The organism is Microvirga flavescens (assembly GCF_003290125.1).
GTDB classification, from domain to species: Bacteria; Pseudomonadota; Alphaproteobacteria; order Rhizobiales; family Beijerinckiaceae; genus Microvirga; species Microvirga flavescens.
In genome coordinates this window covers 220,259-235,460 of record NZ_QMKH01000005.1, presented here as the reverse complement: position 1 = coordinate 235,460, position 15,202 = coordinate 220,259, and the positions used below count along the sequence as shown (strand labels likewise).

12 protein-coding genes and 1 tRNA gene are annotated in these 15,202 nt (G+C 61.9%); 6 read left to right on the top strand and 7 right to left on the bottom strand.

Features of this window, described 5'->3' with window-relative positions:
• Positions 1–86: 86 nt before the first annotated feature.
• The 5 genes from DQW91_RS11880 (at position 87) to DQW91_RS11860 (ending at position 7,977) form a co-directional block, all read left to right on the top strand.
• A complete protein-coding gene (locus tag DQW91_RS11880) occupies positions 87–875 on the top strand; it encodes a type 1 glutamine amidotransferase (protein ID WP_245411004.1) in 789 nt (262 codons plus the stop codon).
• Between the two features lie 201 nt (positions 876–1,076).
• The gene (locus DQW91_RS17230; protein WP_112663843.1) at positions 1,077–2,969 is read left to right on the top strand and encodes a calcium-binding protein; all 1,893 of its coding nucleotides are present in this window, start codon (positions 1,077–1,079) and stop codon (positions 2,967–2,969) included.
• A gap of 356 nt (positions 2,970–3,325) precedes the next feature.
• Positions 3,326–5,281, top strand: a complete 1,956-nt coding sequence (locus DQW91_RS11870; RefSeq protein WP_112663842.1) for a calcium-binding protein — start codon at positions 3,326–3,328, stop codon at positions 5,279–5,281.
• 211 nt (positions 5,282–5,492) lie between these two features.
• Positions 5,493–6,785, top strand: a complete 1,293-nt coding sequence (locus tag DQW91_RS11865) for an adenylosuccinate synthase (RefSeq protein WP_112663841.1) — start codon at positions 5,493–5,495, stop codon at positions 6,783–6,785.
• A gap of 34 nt (positions 6,786–6,819) precedes the next feature.
• Complete coding sequence (locus DQW91_RS11860) at positions 6,820–7,977, top strand: histidine kinase (protein ID WP_112663840.1); 1,158 nt, start codon at positions 6,820–6,822, stop codon at positions 7,975–7,977.
• Between the two features lie 88 nt (positions 7,978–8,065).
• Here DQW91_RS11860 and rpoH read toward each other — a convergent pair whose 3' ends face one another.
• Complete coding sequence (gene rpoH / locus DQW91_RS11855; RefSeq protein ID WP_112663839.1) at positions 8,066–8,947, bottom strand: RNA polymerase sigma factor RpoH; 882 nt, start codon at positions 8,945–8,947, stop codon at positions 8,066–8,068.
• A 202-nt stretch (positions 8,948–9,149) separates the two neighbouring features.
• A complete protein-coding gene (locus tag DQW91_RS11850; RefSeq protein ID WP_112663930.1) occupies positions 9,150–10,145 on the bottom strand; it encodes an RluA family pseudouridine synthase in 996 nt (331 codons plus the stop codon).
• Positions 10,146–10,242: 97 nt separating this feature from the next.
• Between DQW91_RS11850 and DQW91_RS11845 the strand changes: the two genes are divergently transcribed.
• Positions 10,243–10,318 (top strand) — tRNA-Glu (locus DQW91_RS11845).
• A gap of 122 nt (positions 10,319–10,440) precedes the next feature.
• Here the strand turns inward: DQW91_RS11845 and DQW91_RS11840 are convergent.
• The 5 genes from DQW91_RS11840 to rfbB all read right to left on the bottom strand — a co-directional run bounded on the left by DQW91_RS11840 (position 10,441) and on the right by rfbB (position 15,176).
• Positions 10,441–11,625 (bottom strand): O-succinylhomoserine sulfhydrylase, encoded by a 1,185-nt coding sequence (locus DQW91_RS11840; RefSeq protein ID WP_112663838.1) that lies wholly within the window; start codon positions 11,623–11,625, stop codon positions 10,441–10,443.
• A 94-nt stretch (positions 11,626–11,719) separates the two neighbouring features.
• Positions 11,720–12,589 carry a glucose-1-phosphate thymidylyltransferase RfbA gene (gene rfbA / locus DQW91_RS11835; protein WP_112663837.1) on the bottom strand — a complete coding sequence of 290 codons (870 nt, stop codon included), beginning with the start codon at positions 12,587–12,589 and terminating at the stop codon, positions 11,720–11,722.
• Positions 12,586–13,488, bottom strand: coding sequence for a dTDP-4-dehydrorhamnose reductase (gene rfbD / locus DQW91_RS11830; RefSeq protein ID WP_112663836.1), 903 nt, complete (start codon positions 13,486–13,488; stop codon positions 12,586–12,588). The genes rfbA and rfbD overlap by 4 nt, the downstream gene beginning before the upstream one ends.
• A gap of 9 nt (positions 13,489–13,497) precedes the next feature.
• Positions 13,498–14,055 (bottom strand): dTDP-4-dehydrorhamnose 3,5-epimerase, encoded by a 558-nt coding sequence (rfbC, locus tag DQW91_RS11825; protein ID WP_112663835.1) that lies wholly within the window; start codon positions 14,053–14,055, stop codon positions 13,498–13,500.
• A gap of 59 nt (positions 14,056–14,114) precedes the next feature.
• Entirely contained in the window at positions 14,115–15,176 is a 1,062-nt protein-coding gene (gene rfbB, locus DQW91_RS11820) for a dTDP-glucose 4,6-dehydratase (protein WP_112663834.1), read from the bottom strand.
• Between the last annotated feature and the right edge of the window lie 26 nt (positions 15,177–15,202).

The window sequence follows — 15,202 nt, the reverse complement described above, 5'->3', positions numbered from 1 at the left end:
TCGAAGGGTTCATGGCCTTACGGTTTCTTGTTATCGAGGGCAATACGCGTGGTGCAAGGCAGGCCCACAAGGATGCGTATGGACTCATGCCTTCGGAATCCTATGCTGCCGTGTTGCAGGATGTCGAAGCCGACATCGTCTGCGATCTCGCCTTTCCGGCTGACGAGGGCGCGAACCTTCCCGATGCGTCGGGGCTCGAATCCTATGACGGCATCGTGCTGACGGGTTCGCACCTCAACATCTACGACGCCACCCCCGATATTCTGCGCCAGATCGACCTGATGCGCGCGGTCTATGCCTCGCGCACGCCCTCCTTCGGTTCCTGCTGGGGCCTGCAGGTCGCCGCGGTTGCCGCCGGGGGCGACGTGCAGAAAAATCCGGTGGGACGCGAAATCGGCTTTGCCCGCCGCCTGACGCCGACCGAGGCGGGGCGCAGCCATCCGCTGCTTGCTGGTCGTCCGGCTTCTTATGATGCTCCCGCGATCCACCTCGACATGGTGACGACCCCGCCCGGCGAGACCACCGTTCTTTCGACCAACGCGGTCTCGCAGGTGCAGGCGGCGGAAATCACCATGAACGGCGGCACCTTCTGGGGCGTGCAGTATCACCCGGAATTCAGCATCGGCGAACTCGCGGTCATTCTCGGCCGCCGCACCCGGATCCTGATCGATGAAGGCTTCTGCCGGGATGAGGCGGAAGCGCATTCTTACGTCGCCGAGCTCAAGGCCCTGCATGCCGAGCCGTCGCGGCTCGATCTCTCCTGGCGGCACGGGCTCGACGAGGAGGTGCTTCTGCCGGAGCGCCGCACCCGGGAGATCCGCAACTTCATCGAAAACCGGGTGAAGCCAGAAAAAAGCGTCAAGGGCCGGGCTTAAGCGGGGCTCTTCGCACCCGGCTCACCCTCGGGCGCCGCACGGCGCCGAGGACAATCCCGCTTGCCCTTTGACGCATCGAATCCGTGGGCGAGGCGAAGCGGGCAAACCTCGTCTTGATCCCCGTATCATCGGCCGCTCCAGGCCGGTTTAAAATCGGCTCGCCGCACGTTACTAAGTATATATTCAGGCGGGGAGCGGGTGATGAGCGCAAATGTCTACAGGGTTGGTGTGGAGACGATGGTTTCCCCGCTCGGCGGCACAGGGGGTGAATACAGACCGGCCATCACCGCCTTGGCGGATGGCGGCTGGCTGCTCGTCTGGCGTCGAGAGATTGCAGGCGGTGAAGATGTTCTCAGCCAGAGATACGGTCAGGATGGCCAGCCGGTCGGCGGCCCCATAACCGTGCTTGAAGACGGCGAATACGGCATCAGCCCGTCTCTTGTGGCATTGCCGGATGGCGGATGGGTCGCTTTTTGGGCTGACGGCACCGGGATCTTTCAAAAGCGCTTCGATGACGGCGGAAAACCCGTCACCGGCGCGATCCGCGTCAACACGGGAACCGGGTCTGTCAATGAACCTGAGGTCTGCATGCTTCCGAATGGCGGCTGGGTCGTCACATGGGATTCCCGCAGTTCGGGCGGAGATTTGGACATTTATCAACGAGTTTTCGACAGCAAAGGCACGCCTCTGGACGGAGACCGACTCATCACGCAGAAGACGCTTGGAATGCAAGGCAATCAACAGGTCGCGGCTCTCGCCGACGGCGGCTGGGTTGTCACCTGGCAGGATGTTTCTGCCATTTACCAAAGACGTTTCGATGCGGATGGCAAACCCGTCTCCGATGATGTCGTCATCTCCGCCTCTGGGCAATTACCAAGCATAACCGGCTTGAGCGATGGCGGTTGGATCGTCACCTGGAACGACAATGGCGGCATTCGCCAGATGCGCTTCGACAAGGACGGTGAGGCTGCCGATGTCGAGACAGTCGTCTCTGGAGGCGGCGCTTCCTTCGTACAAAACGTTACGGACTTGGCGGATGGCGGGTGGGTTGTCACCTGGTCCGCGAGCGATGCGCACGGTTACGGCATCTATCAGAAGGCGTTCGACAAGTTCGGACGGGCGGCATCCGACGCGGAAATGCTGGTCAATACCGATACATCCGGCAATGAGATTTGGCCCGTCGTTACGGCCCTGAGCGATGGGAGCTGGGTCGTCGCGTGGCAGTCCGATCAGTCCGGCGTCAGGGAGATCTATCAGCAGCGCTTCAAGATGAACGAAGCACCGAGCGATCTCGCCTTGAGCGCGGCGGCAGTCGTGGAAGCTGCTGCTAACGGCACTCTCGCCGGTACGATGTCCGCCAAGAACACGGATGCGATCGCGGGCGATACGCTCACGTATGTTCTGATCGACGATGCCGGAGGCCGTTTCTCCCTCCAGGGAGACAAGGTCGTCGTCGCCGATGGGCTGAGGCTCGATTACGAACAGGCTATGTCTCACACCATCAAGGTGCGCGTGACGGACCGGGACGGCTTGAGCGAGGAGAAGACCTTCACGATCGACGTGACGGACCTGTCTCCGGAGAAGATCACTGGCAGCAACGGTAACGATGTGCTGTGGGGAGGCGCTGGAGCGGATACCTTCTACGGCCTTGGCGGCAATGACAGGTTCGTCGGAGGCGAGGGCCGCGACAGGCTCGACGGCGGGCTTGGCAACGATACGCTGAGCGGAGGCTACGGCAACGACGTGCTCATCGGCGGCAAGGGCAAGGATGTATTCGTCTTCGCATCGAAACTCGGCACGCACAAAACGGACCGCAAGGTGAATTTCGACACGATCAGTGACTTCAAGCCGCGGGAAGACAAGATCCACCTGGAGAACGCGATCTTCACCAAGCTGAAGAAGACGGGCAAGCTGGACAAGGCGTACTTCACCATCGGCGACAAGGCCACGGATCGGAACGACTATATCGTTTACGACAAAGAGAAGGGCATCTTGTCGTATGATCCGGATGGCTCGGGATCCAAGAAGGCCATCGAGTTCGCCAAAGTGAAGGCAAACCTCAACCTGACAACTGCAGACTTCATCGTGATCTGAGGGGGCTCCGGGAAAGCTGTTGCCGCTATGGCTTGCTCATGAAAGCAGGGTTCCGCGGCCGACTTCCTGAATCACATTCTCGCCCGGGTCACAGGATCGCGGGATCGAGGCGCATTCCGGCTTGACCTCGCGCCATAGCATCGAGCTGGACCTCTCCTCGCGCCTCTGGATTGTTCACCCTCGCCGACCACAAGGCCCGTGAAGATATTTCCGCTCGCTCTTCAGGGATATCCAGCCGGCGATGGCAAAGCCTGCTTCAGAAGGGCCAAGGAAACTTGTCATGCCGTCCCCGGCCGGTTATGGATTTTACGTTATATTGTTAAGATTCAGCAATAAACCTTACGCAAGGGAAGACTATGACCACACCGGCACCTTGGGGCAATCCGTTCGAGATTAGTACGGCGACAGGCAATCAAGATGAAATGAAAACCGTAGCCCTGGCCGATGGCTCTTTCATTGCCGTTTGGACTGCTAGAAGTGGGACAGGCGCGGATACGTCGGGATACTCCATTCGCGGCCAGCTATTCAATGCTAACGGCAGCAAAAGAGGCGGCGAGTTTGTTGTCAACACTACTATTGAGGATGGCCAAGTTGAACCGGACATCGCGGTACTCAGCGATGGACGCTTCGTGGTGGCTTGGACAGATTATAGTAAAATGGACGGTGAATCTGGTCCAGGAATTCGTGCTCGTATTTTCAACGCTGATGGAACTGCCTTCAATCGGACCGGAGCAGCAAATGGCGATGCAGATTTTCTGGTCAACAGTACCAAGCAGGATGGCGTACAACGGAATCCGTCGATTGCCGCTCTAGCCAATGGTGGTTTCGTCATCGGCTTCCAGAGCGATGGTATTAGAGCCCAAGTTTTCGATGCTCAAGGCATCCATTCTGGAGCAGAAGTTCTAGTCAATTTAGAAACGACGGGTACCCAAACTAACCCAGCAGTGATTGCATCAGAGAATGGGTACACGGTATTTTATCAGTCCCATAATAGTGGGTTCGATAGAGTTCTAGGTAGAACCATTTACACCGATGGGCGTGATGCATCAGCAGAGTTTCTTGTTTCCAGCCCAGGGATCCGATCTCTCGCGCCGATAACGACGAAGCTCTCCGATGGCCGCTTCATCGTTATCTGGTATTCTCTTTTACCTGACGAGGGATCGCCTGATCTCATTAGTTCTAACCGTGCGCAGATCTACAATGCCGATGGAACCAAATCTGGCGGGGAGTTCAGCGTAAAGGGCTCCGATGCCTCCTATCAAGGCATTTACAGCGTAGCGCCACTGCCAACTGGCGGATTTGCTGTCGCATTTTGGTCGACGATGACCGACCCCTCAAGTGGCAGCATATACGATGTCGGGGTGTCTTTCTTTGATGCCAATGGCAACAAAACCAGTACCGATACGAAGGTCAGTCAAATTCCTTTTGAAATCTCTGAGCTCATTAACATTTCGACCTTGGCCGATGGCCGTGTTGTTGTGACGTCGGCTTCGGTCGATAGTGAGAATGATATCAATTTATATGGTCAGATCGTAGATGGCCGTACGGCTGCGATCTCGCTTCCCGGCACCAGCAGGAACGACGAGTACTATGGCACCGCTTTCAATGACACCATGAACGGTGCTGACGGTAACGACAAGCTCGTGGGCGAGGCTGGCGATGACGTTCTTAATGGCGGTGCCGGCATCGACGCGATGATCGGAGGGCTCGGCAACGATACTTACCACGTCGACGCCCCAGCCGATCAGATCACCGAACTCGCCGGTGGCGGCACCGACACGGTCGTTTCCTCCATTAGCTATGCACTCAGTGCCGAGTTGGAAAACCTCATCGGCTCCGGCTCCGGCGCGCTTCGCCTCACCGGCAATGCGGCGGCCAATGCGATCACCGGTGCGGACGGCAAGGACCGGCTCGATGGCGGGCTCGGCAAGGACACGCTTTCTGGCGGCTACGGCAACGACGTGCTCATCGGCGGCAAGGGCAAGGACGTATTCGTCTTCGCATCGAAACTCGGTACGCACAAAACGGACCGTAAGGTGAATTTTGACACGATCAGTGACTTCAAGCCGCGGGAAGACAAGATCCACCTGGAGAACGCGATCTTCACCAAGCTGAAGAAGACAGGCAAGCTGGACAAGGCGTACTTCACCATCGGCGACAAGGCCAAGGATCGGAACGACTATATCGTCTACGACAAGGAGAAGGGCATCTTGTCGTATGATCCGGATGGCTCGGGATCCAAGAAGGCCATCGAGTTCGCCAAAGTGAAGGCAAACCTCAACCTGACAGCTGCAGACTTCATCGTGATCTGAGGGAGCTCCCCGGAAAACTGTTGCCTGGCTTTCTTTTGCATATCGGCATGAAAGAAGCGTGGTTCGGCCGCCCGGGTCACAGGATCGCGGGATCGAGGCGCATTCCGGCTTGACCTCGCGCCCGTGATCGACCAAGAGACTTTGCAAGGTTTTTAACCCCAATCCCAACCCTGGCCTTGCGCCGGGGTTTTTTATTGTGAGGCTTTGAACGATGGCGAATGTGGTTGTCGTAGGCGCCCAGTGGGGCGACGAGGGCAAGGGCAAGATCGTCGATTGGTTGTCCGAACAGGCGGATACGGTCGTGCGGTTCCAGGGCGGGCACAATGCGGGCCATACCCTCGTCATCAACGGCGCGGTCTACAAGCTCTCGCTCCTGCCTTCCGGCGTCGTGCGCCCCGGCAAGCTCTCCGTCATCGGCAACGGCGTCGTTCTCGACCCTCATGCGCTCGCGACCGAGGTCGATCGCCTGAAGGAGCAGGGCGTTTCCATCACCCGCGACAACCTGCGCGTGGCCGAGAACGCCGCGCTCATCCTCTCGATCCATCGCGAACTCGACGCCTTGCGCGAGAGCGGTGCGGCCGGCACCAAGATCGGCACCACCAAGCGCGGCATCGGCCCCGCTTACGAGGACAAGGCTGGCCGCCGCGCCATCCGCCTCATGGATCTCGCCGATCTCTCGTCGCTGCCCGACAAGATCGAGCGTCTGCTCACGCACCACAACGCCCTTCGTCGCGGCTTTGGCCTCGAGGAATTCAAGGCGAAGGAGATCTACGACGAGCTCGCCTCCGTCGCGCCGAAGGTGCTGCCTTACATGGATGCCGTGTGGCGCCTGCTCGATGAAGAGCGCCGCGCCGGCAAGCGCATTCTCTTCGAGGGCGCGCAGGGCGCGTTGCTCGATGTGGATCACGGCACCTATCCCTTCGTCACGTCCTCCAACACCGTGGCCGGACAGGCGGCGACGGGTTCGGGCCTTGGCCCGGGCGCGGTGGGCTATGTGCTCGGCATCGCCAAGGCCTACACCACCCGCGTCGGCGAGGGCCCCTTCCCGACGGAGCTGTTTGACGAAACCGGCGAGCTGATCGGCCAGAAGGGCAAGGAGTTCGGCGTCGTCACGGGCCGCAAGCGTCGCTGCGGCTGGTTCGACGCCACGCTCGTGCGGCAAACTGTCCGGACCTCGGGCATCGACGGCATCGCCCTGACCAAGCTCGACATTCTCGACGGCTTCAAGACGATCAAGATCGGCGTCGGCTACCGGCTCGACGGTGAAACCCTCGATTATTTCCCGGCGAGCCAGGGCGCGCAGGCCAAAGTCGAGCCGATCTATGAGGAAATGGAAGGCTGGAGCGGTTCGACCGCGGGGGCGCGCTCCTGGGCCGAGCTTCCGGCGCAGGCAATCAAGTATGTCCGGCGGATCGAGGAATTGATCGGCGCGCCCGTCTCAGTCTTGTCCACATCGCCTGAAAGAGAGGACACAATCCTCGTCAGGAACCCGTTTGAGGGTTGACGGCGGGGGCCTCTCCGGGTCATCCCAAGAAACAATGGCTGATTATTACCCACTGATTGCCCGGGCCGTCGAAGGCCTGGCCGACCGTTCGCCCGAAATGCGCCGCGCCGTTTACGAGCGCGCGCGGACGGCTCTGCTTGGCCAATTGCGCTCTCTCGATCCGCCTCTCTCCGAGGCGGATATCGAGGCCGAGAGCGTGTCTCTGGATGATGCGATTGCCCGGATCGAGGCGTCCTACGCCCCGCCGCCGCCGCCGGCTCCCGAGCCGGATTTTGCGGGGCTCGGGGATTTTGAGAGCAAGGCTCTTTCCTCGCAGAGCGCCTTCGAGCCCGTGCCGCTCGATGAGGAGCTTGCGCCCCCGCCGGAAGAGCCCATTGCCGTGGCTCGTCCCCGTGTCGATAGCCGCTCGGCTCTGGCCAGCTCCAGTGGGAACACCCGCACAATCGTGCTCGGCGCCGTCATTGCCCTTGTCATCGTGGCGATTGCGGTGGCGGCCTGGGTCCTGCGCGATACGCCTGAAAGCCTGCCCGCTCAGCCTCCGGTGGCCGAGACGCCCGCGCAGCGTCCCGCTCAGGAGGCCGGCAAGTTCAACGAGCGTGTCGGCGGCCAGTCGACTCCCGTTCAGGCCAGCCAGCCCAAGCCCGATCTTGGGGTGGCCCAGCGCGCGGTGTTCTACGAGGAGGATCCCTCCAACCCGCAGACGCCGAAGGCGCAGGTCGGCAAGGTGGTCTGGCGTCTTGAGAATGTCAGCGGAGGGCAGGGCCAGCCGCTTGAAACCGCGGTTCGCGCCGCCATCGAGATCCCGGACGCCGGCATCAACCTGAACATGACGATCCGCCGCAACACCGATGCGACGCTGCCGGCATCGCATACGGTCGAGCTGTTGTTCACGACCCGCGCCGGAGACACCAGCCGGGTCATCCGCGATATCGGCCTGCTCCAGTTCAAGAACGAGGAAGCCGCGCGCGGCACGCCTCTCGCTGGTCTGCCCGTGCCCGTGCGCGAAAACATCTTCCTCATCGGCCTCTCGAACCTCTCCGGGGACATCGAGCGCAATGTGGAAATGTTCATCCACCGCAACTGGATCGATCTGCCGGTGCGCATGGCCTCGGGCCAGCGTGCGATCCTGAGCTTCGAGAAGGGCGCTTCCGGCGAGCAGGTGGTCAACAACGCCTTCCGCCAGTGGCAGTAGCCTGATCAGCAGGCGTCATGCTTTTACGAAAAAGCCGCGGTCGATGCCGCGGCTTTTTTAATGTCGTTTGGTCTGTCGTCAGAAAGCTTTAGGCCTCAGCCGTGCTCTCGATCCGGGCGAGGTTTTTCTTCACGGCTTCCTGCACCTTCTCGAAGGCGCGCACCTCGATCTGGCGCACGCGCTCGCGCGAGACGCCAAATTCGGTGGAAAGGTCCTCGAGCGTCATCGGATCTTCCGCGAGGCGGCGCGCCTCGAAGATGCGCCGTTCGCGCGGGTTGAGCACGGACAGCGCGTTGCGCAGAGCGGAGAGGCGGTTCTGGCCTTCCTCCTCGGCCACGAGCAATTGCTCCTGGCTGGCGCTGTCATCGACAAGCCAATCCTGCCACTCGCCTTCGCCTTCCTCGCGCAGGGGCGCGTTGAGCGAGGTGTCGCCGCCGAGGCGGCGGTTCATCTCCACCACGTCCTGCTCGTTCACGCCGAGCTGGGTCGCGATCTGCTCCACCTGATCGGGGCGCAGGTCGCCGTCCTCGAAGGCCGAGATGCGGCTCTTCGCCTTGCGGAGATTGAAAAACAGTTTTTTCTGGTTGGCCGTGGTGCCCATTTTGACGAGGGACCAGGACCGCAGAATGTACTCTTGAATCGCGGCCTTGATCCACCACATCGCATAAGTGGCAAGGCGGAAGCCTTTCTCGGGTTCGAAGCGCTTGACGGCCTGCATGAGGCCGACATTGCCCTCCGAGACCACTTCCCCGATGGGGAGGCCGTAGCCGCGATAGCCCATCGCGATTTTCGCGACGAGGCGCAAATGGGATGTGACGAGCTTGTGCGCCGCCTCACGGTCGCCATGCTCACGCCAGCTTTTGGCGAGCATGTATTCCTCACGCGGTTCGAGCATGGGGAAGCGACGGATTTCGTCGAGATAGCGCGAAAGGCCCCCTTCATTGGCGAGAACGGGAAGCGCTGAAGCCATATTCTATATCCTCCTTGGGCTCCCTCCTGAGAGGCAAGCCGAGAGACGGCCTCCTGAAAAATGGCCGACCGTCGATCTCCCTATATAAGCACGGAGACCTTGGCCGAATAGAGGCATCCGCTGCACGAGCGTGTGAACGAGGACAACGCGCATGGCGCGCTCCCGGTCCCGCCCCCCCCATGCCGATGCGGCGCCGTGCCGCCTAACCGGCCTTGCGCAAGGCTTCGAGCAAGGCCGCCATGTCGGCGGGGAGGGGGCTTTCAAACTGCAGGAATTCCCCGGTTCTCGGGTGTTCAAAACCAAGCACCGTCGCATGGAGAGCCTGACGGCCAAGGGCCGCGAGAGCGTCCTGCTGCGCTTGTGAAAGGCGATTGGCTTTCGTCTTGAAGCCGGAGCCGTAGACAAGGTCTCCGAGGAGCGGATGGCCGATATGCGCCATGTGCACACGGATCTGGTGCGTGCGCCCCGTCTCCAACTCGCAGCGCACGAGCGTTGCGGTGGGGGCCAAGGCCGGAAGCGGCTCCTCGATCCGGTAATGCGTGATCGCGTAGCGTCCGCGCTCTTCGGACACCACCGCCATTTTCTCGCGGTTGTGCGTGCTGCGCGCCAGCGCCGCCTCCACCGTGCCGTGCTGGCGCTCAAGGGTGCCCCAGACGAGGGCGAGATAGGCGCGCTCCAGTGGCCCCGTGCGGCCGTGATCGGCGAATTGCTCAGCCAGGCCCTGATGAGCCCTGTCGTTCTTGGCGACGACGAGAAGGCCGGAGGTGTCCTTGTCGAGGCGGTGCACGATGCCGGGGCGCTTGACGCCGCCGATGCCGGAAAGGCTTTCCCCGCAATGGGCGATGAGGGCGTTGACCAGCGTGCCCGATTCATGCCCCGCCGCCGGATGCACCACGAGCCCGGCGGGTTTGTCGATGACGATCAGGTCCTCGTCCTCGTAAACGACGGTGAGGGACATGGCTTGAGCCACAGGCTCGGCCGGCGCGGGCGGCGGCACGGACAGGGCGATATGCGCCCCTGCAGCGACCTTGCGGCTGGTATCGATGACAATCTGCCCGTCCACAAGGGCGTGTCCCTCGCGGATCAGCGCCTGCAGGCGGCTGCGCGAGAGGTCGCTCCAGGCATGCGCGAGCACGCGGTCCAGCCGCTCAGGCGCCGCATGCTCCTCGACAATCCATTCCCGTGTCTCGCCGCTCAAAGAAAAACCTCTTTTTTGCCTGTCCGCGTCGCTTTTTTTCGCAAAGGCCTTGAAGCCGTCAGACAAGCTCGTTATACGAGCCACCTTCCTCTTGCTAGCTCCCTTCGTCTAGCGGTCTAGGACGTCGCCCTCTCACGGCGAAAACAGGGGTTCGAGTCCCCTAGGGAGCGCCAAGCTTTTCACATATCAATGGTTTGGAGAGTGGTTAGCCAACAGGGTTAGCCACCGGCGTTCTGTCGCAAAGCTAAAGAGGCGCGCTGCGAGTCGTGGCTCTGTCCTTGCTGTCGCCTGCCAATCAAACCTTCGCCAGCGCTGTCTCAATATCCCGCAACAAATCCTCCCGATGCTCCAGTCCCACCGACAGCCGCACAAGGCCGTCGAGGATGCCCATTTCGGCGCGTAGTTCCGGGGCGAAGCGTTGGTGGGTTGTCGTGGCGGGGTGGGTCACGAGGCTTTTGGCGTCGCCGAGGTTGTTGGAGATGCGGATCAGCTTGAGGGCGTTCATGAAGCGGAACGCGCCTTCCTTGCCGCCCTTCACGTCGAGGGCGATCATGGTCGAGCCGCCGCGCATCTGGCGGGCGATGATGTCTGCCTGCGGGTGGTCGGGGCGGCCGGGATAGGTCAGGCGGTTGAGCTTGGCGTGACCGGTCAGGGCGTCGGCGAGGAAGCCCGCGTTCTCGGTCTGGCGCTCAACGCGCAAGGGGAGGGTCTCTAAACCCTTCAGGAGAACCCAGGCGTTGAAGGGGGAGATCGAGGGGCCCGTCATCCGCAGGAACGGCTGGACGATCTCTTCGATGAATTTCGTGGACGAGAGGATGATGCCGCCCAGACATCGTCCCTGACCGTCGATGTGCTTCGTTGCCGAATAGACGACGCAATCCGCGCCGAGTTCGAGGGGCTTTTGCAGAAGCGGGGTCGCGAACACGTTGTCGACGGTGAGCGTCGCGCCAGCGGCGTGGGCCACTTCGGCAACGGCTGCGATGTCGATGATCTCCAGGCTTGGATTGGAGGGCGATTCCAGCAGGAAGGCCTTCGTGTTAGGCCGCACGGCCTTTCGCCATTCCTCGATCTTCGTGCCGTCGACCAGCGTGCAGGTGACGCCGAATTTCGGCAGGAAATCCTCGACCACCCAGCGGCAGGAACCGAACAGGGCGCGCGCGGCGACCACATGATCGCCCGCCTGAACCTGGCTGACCATCGCCGCCGTCACTGCCGCCATGCCGGTGGCGGTTGCTCTGGCCGCTTCCGCTCCTTCGAACGAGGCCATGCGGTCCTCGAACATGGCGATGGTGGGGTTCGAATAGCGCGTGTAGCTGAAGCCGGGCTCTTCGTTGCGGAACCGGGACTCGGCGCTCTCCGCCGTGTCGTAGATGAAGCCCTGCGTCAGAAACAGCGCTTCGGAGGTTTCGCCGAACGGGGTGCGGAGCGTCCCATCATGAACGAGGCGCGTTTCAAGGTGGTATTGCGAGGACGAGGTCATAAATTCTTGTTTAGTGTCGTTCTATAAAAAGAACAACACTTTTTTGAGCCATCCGTGGAAGATGGTTCCGCCGGCCCTCGCGCCAGCTCTTTCCCTAGCGGTTTTCCGCGACCTTGAGGAGGTATTGGCCGTAGCTGCTCTTGGCCAATTCCGTTCCGAGCGCGATCAACTGGTTCCGGTCGATCCAGCCCAGCGTGAAGGCGATCTCCTCCGGGCAGGCGATGCGGAAGCCCTGCCGCTTTTCGAGAGTGCGGACGAATTCCGCCGCCTCGACAAGGCTGTCCGGCGTTCCGGTGTCGAGCCAGGCGAAGCCGCGCCCCATGCGCTGCACTTGCAGCTGGCCGCGCTCGAGATAGGCCCGGTTCACGTCGGAAATTTCCAACTCGCCGCGCGCTGAAGGCTTGAGGTTGGCGGCGATGTCGATCACCTGCTCGTCGTAGAAATAAAGCCCCGTCACTGCCCAGTTCGATCTGGGCTTCGCGGGCTTTTCCTCGATGGAGATCGCGGTGTCGTTCCCATCGAAATCGACGACGCCGTAACGTTCAGGATCGGTGACGTGGTAGGCGAAAACCGTCGCGCCGTTTGTGACGCCGCGCGCTGCGCGCATCAGGTCCGGCAGGCCGTGACCGAAGAAGACGTTGTCGCCGAGAATGAGAACGGAAGGACCGCCGCGCACGAAATCCGCGCCGATGATGTAGGCCTGCGCGAGGCCTTCGGGCTTGGGCTGTTCCGCGTAAGACAGCCGCAGGCCCCAGCGCTCGCCCGTGCCAAGCAGTTGCTGGAACTTCGGCAGGTCGGCGGGAGTCGAGATGATGAGGATGTCGCGCACGCCCGCCAGCATCAGCGTGGTGAGCGGGTAATAGATCATCGGCTTGTCGTAGATCGGCAGAAGCTGCTTCGACGTGACATAGGTCATCGGATGCAGCCGCGTGCCGGAACCTCCGGCGAGAATGATGCCCTTCATGATGCTCTCTCCCGAGCCTCTTCGAGAATACGTTTGACGCAAGGCTCGAGAGACATGCGCCAGGATGGCAGGGTGACGCCGTGGATGCTGCCTATCTTCGTGCAATCGAGCACGGAATTGGCCGGGCGTTTCGCCGGTGTCGGATATTCCGTCGTCGTGATGGGCCGCACGCGTGCCGTGGGTCCGCCGAACGCGGCGGAGCATTCGAAGATCGCCGCCGCGAATTGCGCCCACGAGGCAGTGCCCGTGCCCGTCATGTGAAAGATGCCGCGCATCTCGCGCTCTTTGGGATAGGCGGTGAGATTGCGCGCGACGGCGATGATGCCGTCGGCGATGTCGAGCGCGTTGGTCGGTGCGCCGCGCTGGTCGCCGACGACCGCGACTTCGTCACGGCCTTCCGCGAGCCGCAGCATTGTCTTCACGAAGTTCTTGCCGAAGGGGCTGTAGACCCACGCTGTGCGCAGGATGACATGGTTCGGCGTTTCCTCCGCCACGGCTTCCTCGCCCATGAGCTTTGACAGCCCGTAAGCGCCGAGCGGGCTCACGGGATCGTCCTCGCGATAGGGCGCGTCCTTCGTGCCGTCGAACACGTAATCGGTCGAGATCTGGATGACGGGGATGTTCATGGCGGCGGCGGCGCCCGCCAGCGCGCCCGCGCCGATGCCGTTGATCGCTTGTGCCAGCTCGGCTTCTGTCTCTGCCTGATCGACTGCGGTGTAAGCCGCGGCGTTGACGATCACGTCGCCGCCCAGCTCCATCAACGTGTCTTCAAGGCCAGAGGGAGAAGCGAGGTCGATGGTGGGGCGTCCGACGGGGATCACGTCCACGCCGTGAAAAGCTCCCCGCTCCCGCATTGCGCGGGCGACCTGGCCTTCCGTTCCGGTGACGAGAATGCGCATCGCCTCAGCTCATGGAAAGTAAGCCGGAAGATCGGCAAGGCGCGGATGCTTCGTGTCCTTGTCCGACAACACGGCGCGCTCGGGTGAAACCGGCCAGTCGATGCCGAGCGCAGGATCGTCCCAGGCGAGACCAAGGTCGTGCGCGGGGGAATAATGCGCGGTGACCTTGTAGTGAACCTCGCAATTCGGCTCGAGGGTGCAGAACCCGTGCGCGAAGCCGATGGGCACGAGCAGCTGCAGCCGGTTCTCGGCGGAAAGCTCCACGGCCACATGGCGGCCATAGGTCGGCGAGGAGCGGCGCAGGTCCACGGCGACATCGAGAATGCGTCCGCGCCCCACCCGCATCAGCTTGGCGAGTTCGAAGGGGGCGGATTGGAAATGCAGCCCGCGAACCGTACCCGGTTCCACCGAGAGGGAGAAGTTGTCCTGGACGAAGTCGTCCATGATCCCGGCGGCGGCGAAGGCCTGCCGGTTATAGGTCTCGGTGAAGAACCCGCGCGAATCCGCAAACGCCTTGGTGCGGATCAGCTTGACCTCGGGCAGCGCAGTCGGTTCGACCTCAATCACGCCTTCAAACCTCTTTTATCGAACGTGAGAATATAGCCTCTCACTGCCATAGATCGCGCCTAGGCCACAATCCCAAGCCGCTCGCCGCGGTAAACGCCGGAGCGCACCCGCTCCCACCAGTCACGGTTTTCAAGGTACCATTCCACGGTCTTGCGCAGCCCCGTCTCGAAGGTTTCCGCAGGCCGCCAGCCGAGTTCCCGCTCGATCTTCGAGGCGTCGATGGCATAGCGCAGGTCGTGCCCGGGCCGGTCCGTCACGAACGAGATCAGGGCCTCGCGCGGGCCGATGGCGGCATTGGGGGCGAGTTCGTCGATGAGGGCGCAGATCCCGCGCACCACATCGATGTTCTTGCGCTCGTTATGCCCGCCGATGGCATAGGTCGCGCCGGGCTCGCCGCATTCCGCCGCGAGGATCAGGGCGCGCGCGTGGTCGTCCACGAAAAGCCAGTCGCGCACGTTCTCGCCCTTGCCGTAGACGGGCAGGGGCTTCCCCTCGAGGGCGTTGAGGATGATCAGCGGAATGAGCTTTTCCGGGAAGTGATAGGGCCCGTAATTGTTCGAACAATTGGTGACGACGGTCGGCAATCCGTAAGTGTGATGCCAGGCCCGCACGAAATGATCGGACGCCGCCTTGGAGGCGGAATAGGGCGAGGTCGGCTGATAGGGATATTCCTCGTGGAAGAAGCCTTCCTCCCCAAGCGAGCCGAATACTTCATCCGTCGAAATGTGGTGAAAGCGGAAGGCGGCCTGCCGCTCCGGCGAGAGGCCCCGCCAGTAGCCGAGGGCGGCCTGAAGCAGCGCGAAGGTGCCGACGACGTTGGTCTGGACGAATTCACCCGGCCCGTCGATGGAGCGGTCCACATGGCTTTCCGCTGCAAGATGCATCACCACATCGGGCTCATAGGCCTCGACCAGCGCGCGCATGCGGTCGAGATCGGCGACGTCCGCCTGCTCGAACCTGTAGCGCGGGCTGTTGGCGACCGGCTTCAGGGAGTCGAGGTTGCCGGCATAGGTGAGCTTGTCCACCACCAGCACCTGATGGGGCGTCTCGCGAACCAGCATGCGCGCGACGGCGGAACCGATGAAACCCGCGCCACCCGTGACCAGAAATCTTTTCGACATCTCTCGATAGTTCCCCAAAGCATGAT

Bases quoted from the DNA above. Each gene is read 5' to 3' on its own strand.
- DQW91_RS11880 (WP_245411004.1), top strand. From the start codon at position 87: ATGCCTTCGGAATCCTATGCTGCCGTGTTGCAGGATGTCGAAGCCGAC.
- DQW91_RS17230 (WP_112663843.1), top strand. From the start codon at position 1,077: ATGAGCGCAAATGTCTACAGGGTTGGTGTGGAGACGATGGTTTCCCCG.
- DQW91_RS11870 (WP_112663842.1), top strand. From the start codon at position 3,326: ATGACCACACCGGCACCTTGGGGCAATCCGTTCGAGATTAGTACGGCG.
- DQW91_RS11865 (WP_112663841.1), top strand. From the start codon at position 5,493: ATGGCGAATGTGGTTGTCGTAGGCGCCCAGTGGGGCGACGAGGGCAAG.
- DQW91_RS11860 (WP_112663840.1), top strand. From the start codon at position 6,820: ATGGCTGATTATTACCCACTGATTGCCCGGGCCGTCGAAGGCCTGGCC.
- rpoH (WP_112663839.1), bottom strand. From the start codon at position 8,947: ATGGCTTCAGCGCTTCCCGTTCTCGCCAATGAAGGGGGCCTTTCGCGC.
- DQW91_RS11840 (WP_112663838.1), bottom strand. From the start codon at position 11,625: ATGACCTCGTCCTCGCAATACCACCTTGAAACGCGCCTCGTTCATGAT.
- rfbA (WP_112663837.1), bottom strand. From the start codon at position 12,589: ATGAAGGGCATCATTCTCGCCGGAGGTTCCGGCACGCGGCTGCATCCG.
- rfbD (WP_112663836.1), bottom strand. From the start codon at position 13,488: ATGCGCATTCTCGTCACCGGAACGGAAGGCCAGGTCGCCCGCGCAATG.
- rfbB (WP_112663834.1), bottom strand. From the start codon at position 15,176: ATGTCGAAAAGATTTCTGGTCACGGGTGGCGCGGGTTTCATCGGTTCC.